The organism is Maribacter sp. (assembly GCF_016744255.1).
Classification (GTDB): domain Bacteria; phylum Bacteroidota; class Bacteroidia; order Flavobacteriales; family Flavobacteriaceae; genus Maribacter_B.
In genome coordinates this window covers 1-5,718 of sequence record NZ_JADGES010000150.1, presented here as the reverse complement: position 1 = coordinate 5,718, position 5,718 = coordinate 1, and the positions used below count along the sequence as shown (strand labels likewise).

The 5,718-nt window shown below is 32.8% G+C and carries 7 protein-coding genes; 4 read left to right on the top strand and 3 right to left on the bottom strand.

Features of this window, described 5'->3' with window-relative positions:
- The first annotated feature begins 317 nt into the window (after window positions 1–317).
- From QZZ51_RS16020 to QZZ51_RS16005, 4 genes are all read left to right on the top strand, one after another.
- A complete protein-coding gene (locus QZZ51_RS16020) occupies window positions 318–1,241 on the top strand; it encodes a DUF6607 family protein (RefSeq protein ID WP_291871505.1) in 924 nt (307 codons plus the stop codon).
- Window positions 1,231–1,785 carry an FMN-binding protein gene (locus QZZ51_RS16015; RefSeq protein WP_291871503.1) on the top strand — a complete coding sequence of 185 codons (555 nt, stop codon included), beginning with the start codon at window positions 1,231–1,233 and terminating at the stop codon, window positions 1,783–1,785. The genes QZZ51_RS16020 and QZZ51_RS16015 overlap by 11 nt, the downstream gene beginning before the upstream one ends.
- Window positions 1,786–1,788: 3 nt before the next feature.
- A complete protein-coding gene (locus QZZ51_RS16010) occupies window positions 1,789–2,151 on the top strand; it encodes a DUF6686 family protein (protein WP_291871501.1) in 363 nt (120 codons plus the stop codon).
- 69 nt (window positions 2,152–2,220) lie between these two features.
- Window positions 2,221–3,486 carry an MFS transporter gene (locus QZZ51_RS16005; RefSeq protein ID WP_291871499.1) on the top strand — a complete coding sequence of 422 codons (1,266 nt, stop codon included), beginning with the start codon at window positions 2,221–2,223 and terminating at the stop codon, window positions 3,484–3,486.
- Here the strand turns inward: QZZ51_RS16005 and QZZ51_RS16000 are convergent.
- The 3 genes from QZZ51_RS16000 to QZZ51_RS15990 all read right to left on the bottom strand — a co-directional run bounded on the left by QZZ51_RS16000 (window position 3,479) and on the right by QZZ51_RS15990 (window position 5,525).
- Entirely contained in the window at window positions 3,479–4,246 is a 768-nt protein-coding gene (locus tag QZZ51_RS16000; protein WP_291871497.1) for a UDP-2,3-diacylglucosamine diphosphatase, read from the bottom strand. The two genes, QZZ51_RS16005 and QZZ51_RS16000, sit on opposite strands and share 8 nt — an antisense overlap.
- A gap of 8 nt (window positions 4,247–4,254) precedes the next feature.
- On the bottom strand, window positions 4,255–4,704 hold the full coding sequence (locus QZZ51_RS15995) for a 6-carboxytetrahydropterin synthase (protein WP_291871494.1): 450 nt from the start codon (window positions 4,702–4,704) through the stop codon (window positions 4,255–4,257).
- 152 nt (window positions 4,705–4,856) lie between these two features.
- The gene (locus QZZ51_RS15990; protein ID WP_291871493.1) at window positions 4,857–5,525 is read right to left on the bottom strand and encodes a DUF2490 domain-containing protein; all 669 of its coding nucleotides are present in this window, start codon (window positions 5,523–5,525) and stop codon (window positions 4,857–4,859) included.
- Window positions 5,526–5,718 lie beyond the last annotated feature (193 nt).

Here is a 5,718-nt window from a genome sequence, read left to right as displayed (position 1 = left end):
TCGGTACTATCTATAACTGCTACCGAAAAAAGCTTTTTACTCAAGGACATTACTTTGTTTTCTCCAGTAACTATTACTTCGTTAAGCTTTGTTATTTCTTGGGCAGAGGTAGAATGAGCCATAAGCAAAAGAAAAAATATAGTCTGCGTATGGTAAAAAATCTGGAGATAAAAAGATCTATTATAGTCGTTGATTTTCATTTAATTAGAATGGTTCTAAATAATTATTTCGACAAATATATACTTTATTTTTATTCAGTCTAAATAAAATTAATATTTTTGCGTTGATATATTTATTAAGAAAATTAAAATCACCTTATGAAAAAAGTAGTATTAATTACCCTGTTAGCAATTGGATATATGGTTCAGGGCTATTCTCAAGAAAGCAATAAAAACCAGGACGAAGAGGCTATAAAGTCTATGTGTGGTTGCTTTAAAGTACAGTTTAAGTATACAGAAACATTTGCTCCTGAAATAGATTATGAGAAGCATTTAGATTATACCTCAGGGGCATTAGAATGGGCAGAACTTATAGAAGACTCTGATAAAAAATTATCCATTCAGCATTTATTAGTAATAAAAGATACTATGGTAATAAAGCATTGGAGACAAGATTGGTTGTACGAGAATCAACAAGTTTTTCATTACGATAAAGACAATACTTGGAGTTTTAAAACCTTACCTAAAGAGGACGTAAGAGGACAATGGACACAGCAAGTTTTTCAGGTAGATGATAGTCCAAGATATTCTGGATCTGGAACTTGGATTCATGCGGATGGAAAACACTATTGGGAAAACAAATCGGATTCTCCTTTACCTCGTAGAGAATATTCTAAACGTAAAGACTATAATGTTATGTCTAGAGGAAATAGACAAGAGATTACAGATACAGGGTGGGTTCACGAGCAGGATAATGATAAAATTGTTCGTAAAACAGGAGAGAAGGATGTGCTTTTGGCGCAAGAAAAAGGGTATAATACGTATATTAAAGTGCCAGATTCTGAATGCTTAGCAGCTAAAACATGGTGGCAAAACAATGCCAAATTTTGGAGTAGAGTAAGAAAATCTTGGAGTACTATTTACGATAGAGAAACGCCATTAGTATTACGAAAAAGTGTAGACAAACAACCATTGTTTATGCATATGTATCCATTAGAAAAAGCAAATGAGGGTAAAAAAGCAATTAATGGAGTATTAAATCAATTTATAGTGCCAAATAATAAAGAAGAAGATGGTAAATAGAGCAAGCATCTTTTTTTCTTATATGTTAATTGGCTGTCTTTTAATTTTTGTTTGCAGTTCTTGGATGCATACTCCTAAACTTATCGCAAAAGTGGATAATGCTATTTTGCAAACTTTTGAAATTACAAGCTTTAAAAAAGAGATAATCATGGTAGATACTGCGAATTACCCAGAGGGCATGGTAGATTTAGCGGAAGACAGATTATTCAAAATAATGGAGAATAATGTCGTGTTAGGCTACGGTTATTTGGGAGAAACAGCAAGTATGAAACGTATGTTCGATTATCTAATCCTTTTTAATGCCGATTTAAGTATTAAAAAAGCGAAAGTTTTAATCTATAGAGAAGAACATGGAAGACAAATTGGGAGCCAGCGGTGGTTAAAACAATTTATTGGTCTTACAGTTGGCGATCCTCTGGTTTATGGAGAAAACATAGATGCTATTTCTGGAGCAACAATATCGGCAAATAGCATGACTCTTGCTGTTGGTAAAGTTTTGCAAAGTATTAAAAAACTTAAAGATGATAACCTATTAAAACAGTAAGATATGGAGGATATTAATCCGATTTATTCTAATGAATTTGGTATGGCTTTTCAGTGGAAAGAGAAAACCTTAAAAGATATTAGTAAAATACAATTGGTATTTAAAGACACAGGTCTTTTCATTACAAGACAGGAATTAATGAAGTTTTCTAAAAACGTAATGAATTCTGTAGAAAGTAATTATTTAGAATGTAAAGATTGCACACAGAAAGATTCCTGCAGAAAATTATTATTAAATACACCAGCGTACCAGGTGACTTTTGCTTTAGATACTATGGAATTATTTGCAATGAAAGATTTGGTCGAAGGGACAATCTTTCAATTAGATTTAGGAAATTATTTAGATAGTATATGCTCCAATAATTAAGACATTAAGCGTAGTACTATATTTCAAATTAAATATAGTACTACCTTTGATTTTTTTAAACATAAATTTTTGGATCCATACGCTGCACTTCGTTATAAAGAATTTAACCTATTTTTAATAGTTCGTTTTGCCATGGTTTTTGCGTGGTCTATGCAATTTATTGTAATAGAATGGCAAGTGTACTCCATGACAAAAGACCCTCTCTCCTTAGGAATTATTGGTCTTATGGAAGTTATTCCTGCGGTTCTTATGGCTCTTTTTGCAGGCCATATTGTAGATCAGAAAGAAAAGAGAAGTTTATTGGTTAAATGTATTTTAGGTTTTTCAATAATTAGCTTTGGTCTATTTATGCTAAGCATGCCACAAGTACAATTAGATTATAGCACCAAAACCATTCTTTACTCTATCTACTTTTTAGTTTTTCTTGGAGGTATTGTTCGTTCTTTTATTGGTCCAACTATATTTTCTTTAATAGCATTAATTGTTCCTAAGAAGATATACCCGAATGCGGCTACTTGGAGTAGCTCTACCTGGCAAATGGCATCTGTTTTAGGGCCTGCTTTAGCTGGTTTTTCTATTAGTTGGATTGGTGTGCACTGGTCCATGTGTGTCATATTTGTATTTTCCATATTGGCTTTGATTTTTCTTTTTCAGATAGATAAAAAACCTATATTAAACCCTAAAATCGGGGAGCCCGTTTTTCAGAGTCTAAAAGAGGGGCTAGATTTTGTTTTTAGTACCAAAGCTGTTTTGGGAGCATTAACGTTAGATATGATAGCTGTTCTTTTTGGAGGAGCCGTAGCCTTATTACCCATTTTTGCTCAAGATATTTTACATGTAGGAGCGGAAGGTTTTGGTATTCTTAGAGCTGCCCCAGCAGTTGGGGCATTCCTTACCATGCTTGGTTCTACACGTTTTCCTTTACATAAAAATGCAGGGAAGAAATTATTATACGCCATATTCGGATTTGGAGTTTGTATTATCGTTTTTGGGTTGTCTACTTATTTTTGGTTATCCGTACTTGCTTTGTTTGTTAGTGGTGCTGTAGACGGTGTTTCAATGATTATTAGGCAAACGATATTACAATTAAAAACACCGGATCATATGCGAGGAAGAGTAGCATCTGTAAATTCTATTTTTGTAGGTTCCTCGAATGAATTAGGTGCATTTGAGAGTGGTTTAACCGCAAAATGGATGGGTGCTGTAGCTGCTGTTGTCTTTGGTGGTAGCATGACTTTATTAACCGTAGGGATTACTGCAATTTCTTTACCTTCCTTTAGGAAATTAGATTTGCAGAAAGATATAGACGAGCATGAAAAAGAAACGACTACTTAGGTAACTTCTCTAGGCTAAGTGTAGTGCCATCGAAAACGCCATAGGTGTAGTAAGAAATCCAATCGCCAAGGTTTACGTAGGTAGATTTTCCGTTGAGGTCTATTTCTAATGGTAGATGACGGTGTCCAAAAACAAAATAATCGTAATGTTTGGTTGCTAATTTACGTTTCGCATATTGTACTAACCATTCGTTGTCTTCTCCTAAGAATGTTACGTCTTCGTCTCCAGAAATAAGTTTGTTTTTTACAGATAGATATTGCCCCAGTCGCACACCAATATCTGGATGCAACCATTTAAATAACCATTTAGCAAAAGGGTTGGTAAACACTTTTTTCATGCGTTTAAAACCTTTGTCATGTGGTCCTAATCCGTCTCCATGACCTATAAAAAAAGAAGTGTCATTCAGTTTAAACTGTTGGGTTGTATGATACACAGGAATGTTTAGTTCTTCTTCAAAATAACCATTCATCCATAGATCATGATTACCAACAAAATAATAAATAGGTATTCCGGCATCACTTAATTCCGCCAGCTTCCCTAAGGTACGTGTAAACCCTTTTGGAATAACGGTTTTGTATTCCATCCAAAAATCAAACAAATCGCCTAAAAGAAAAATAGCGGCAGCATCTTCTTTAGCGTCATCTAACCAAGCAACAAATTTCTTTTCACGAGGTAAGCTTTGTTCCATTGTAGGAGCACCCAAATGGTTATCACTTGCGAAATACACTTTTTTACCTTCTGGAATAGAGATGTTTATCATTACAAATACTAATTATCAGATGCGTACCACTCTGCAAAAGAGGTTTCTGTTTCTTGTAATTTTAAAGAATGTAGTTGAATATTTTTTGGTAAACGAGCTTTTATTTTTGCAGAAAAATCTATTACCATATTCTCACTTGTAGGCTGGTAATCTGCAAGAATTACACTATGTCCTCGATCCGTAAGTTCCTTAGCTAGTTCTACATGTGGGGTGTTTTTGTTAAAAACGGTAGCATGATCAAATTGATCTACAATTTCTTCTTTTACTATCTTTTTTAAATCCCCAAAATCTATTACCATTCCCAATTTTACATGGCTTTTATCGGTAATAGGAGTGCCAATTACGGTTACAGAAAGTTTATAGCTATGGCCATGAACATTTCTACATTTACCATCATAGCCAAAAAGGGCATGACCGGTCTCAAAATTAAATTGTTTGGTAATTCTAATGTTGCTCATTTTCTACGGAATATTGCAATGCAAAGGTATTATATTACAGCAGATGTTTTATTTAACAACGGATAAATCTCTACTAAATAAATAAAAAGGGGTAATATTAAACCTTTAGCTATGTGTAAATTAGCTTATGTTAGAGATTTAAAAGTATTTTTTTAAAAGTTTACAAAAGTAACTATGTTAAATTGATCGCGGCCAGTTGTTTCGAAAAACTGATTCATATACCCAGCTTCTAGTCTTATATTTTTATTAATATGATATCCCAGACCTCCGTATACTCTATTTCTATCAAATATAGATGATTTTGTATTTAAGAATATTTCATTGTAGGCAGATATATAATAGCTTTTTTTAGTAGCTTCTTTACTATATAGGGGAATATTTAATCCTAAAAAATAACGAAATCTCATCTTAAAATCGCTTTCTACAAAACGTTGTTCAAATCTATACCTATGATTTAAGGTTATAGCTCCTATTTTTTGTTTGGTAGTGAACTGTTGAAAAATTCTATGCTCATTAACAGAAACTTTATCATTGGTATTTGCTATATAATTTTCAGATAAAATATAACCATAACCCAGTAATACATTATTTTTTCCTTTATTAAATGTATATCCTAAACCTGTTCTTAATAATAGCTGTTCTAAGTCGCCAATGGCGTTATAATTTCTGTACTGAACTTCATGATGAATGTTCCATTTTTGGTCTATTTTCTTGCTACCGATATAAATTAACCAATTTCCAAATTCACTTTCCTGACTTTGTACTAAAGTAGGGAGCATTAACCCTATTATTAATGCAGTTATTATTGTTTTTTTATACATGTTTTATTGTTGTTTTTTGTGCGTTTTTGGGTACAGTAATTACCCATAAAATTTAATATTCAATAGGAATGTTGACTATTACAAAGGGACAAATAAAATGATGGGCCAAGGATAGTCAAAACTATTTAATTATAGTATGTGTAAATCTGGAGGAGGGGAAATAAGGTTTAAATGTAGTATTGGGTATTTTTTA

Bases quoted from the DNA above. Each gene is read 5' to 3' on its own strand.
- QZZ51_RS16015 (WP_291871503.1), top strand. From the start codon at position 1,231: ATGGTAAATAGAGCAAGCATCTTTTTTTCTTATATGTTAATTGGCTGT.
- QZZ51_RS16020 (WP_291871505.1), top strand. From the start codon at position 318: ATGAAAAAAGTAGTATTAATTACCCTGTTAGCAATTGGATATATGGTT.
- QZZ51_RS16010 (WP_291871501.1), top strand. From the start codon at position 1,789: ATGGAGGATATTAATCCGATTTATTCTAATGAATTTGGTATGGCTTTT.
- QZZ51_RS16000 (WP_291871497.1), bottom strand. From the start codon at position 4,246: ATGATAAACATCTCTATTCCAGAAGGTAAAAAAGTGTATTTCGCAAGT.
- QZZ51_RS15995 (WP_291871494.1), bottom strand. From the start codon at position 4,704: ATGAGCAACATTAGAATTACCAAACAATTTAATTTTGAGACCGGTCAT.
- QZZ51_RS15990 (WP_291871493.1), bottom strand. From the start codon at position 5,525: ATGTATAAAAAAACAATAATAACTGCATTAATAATAGGGTTAATGCTC.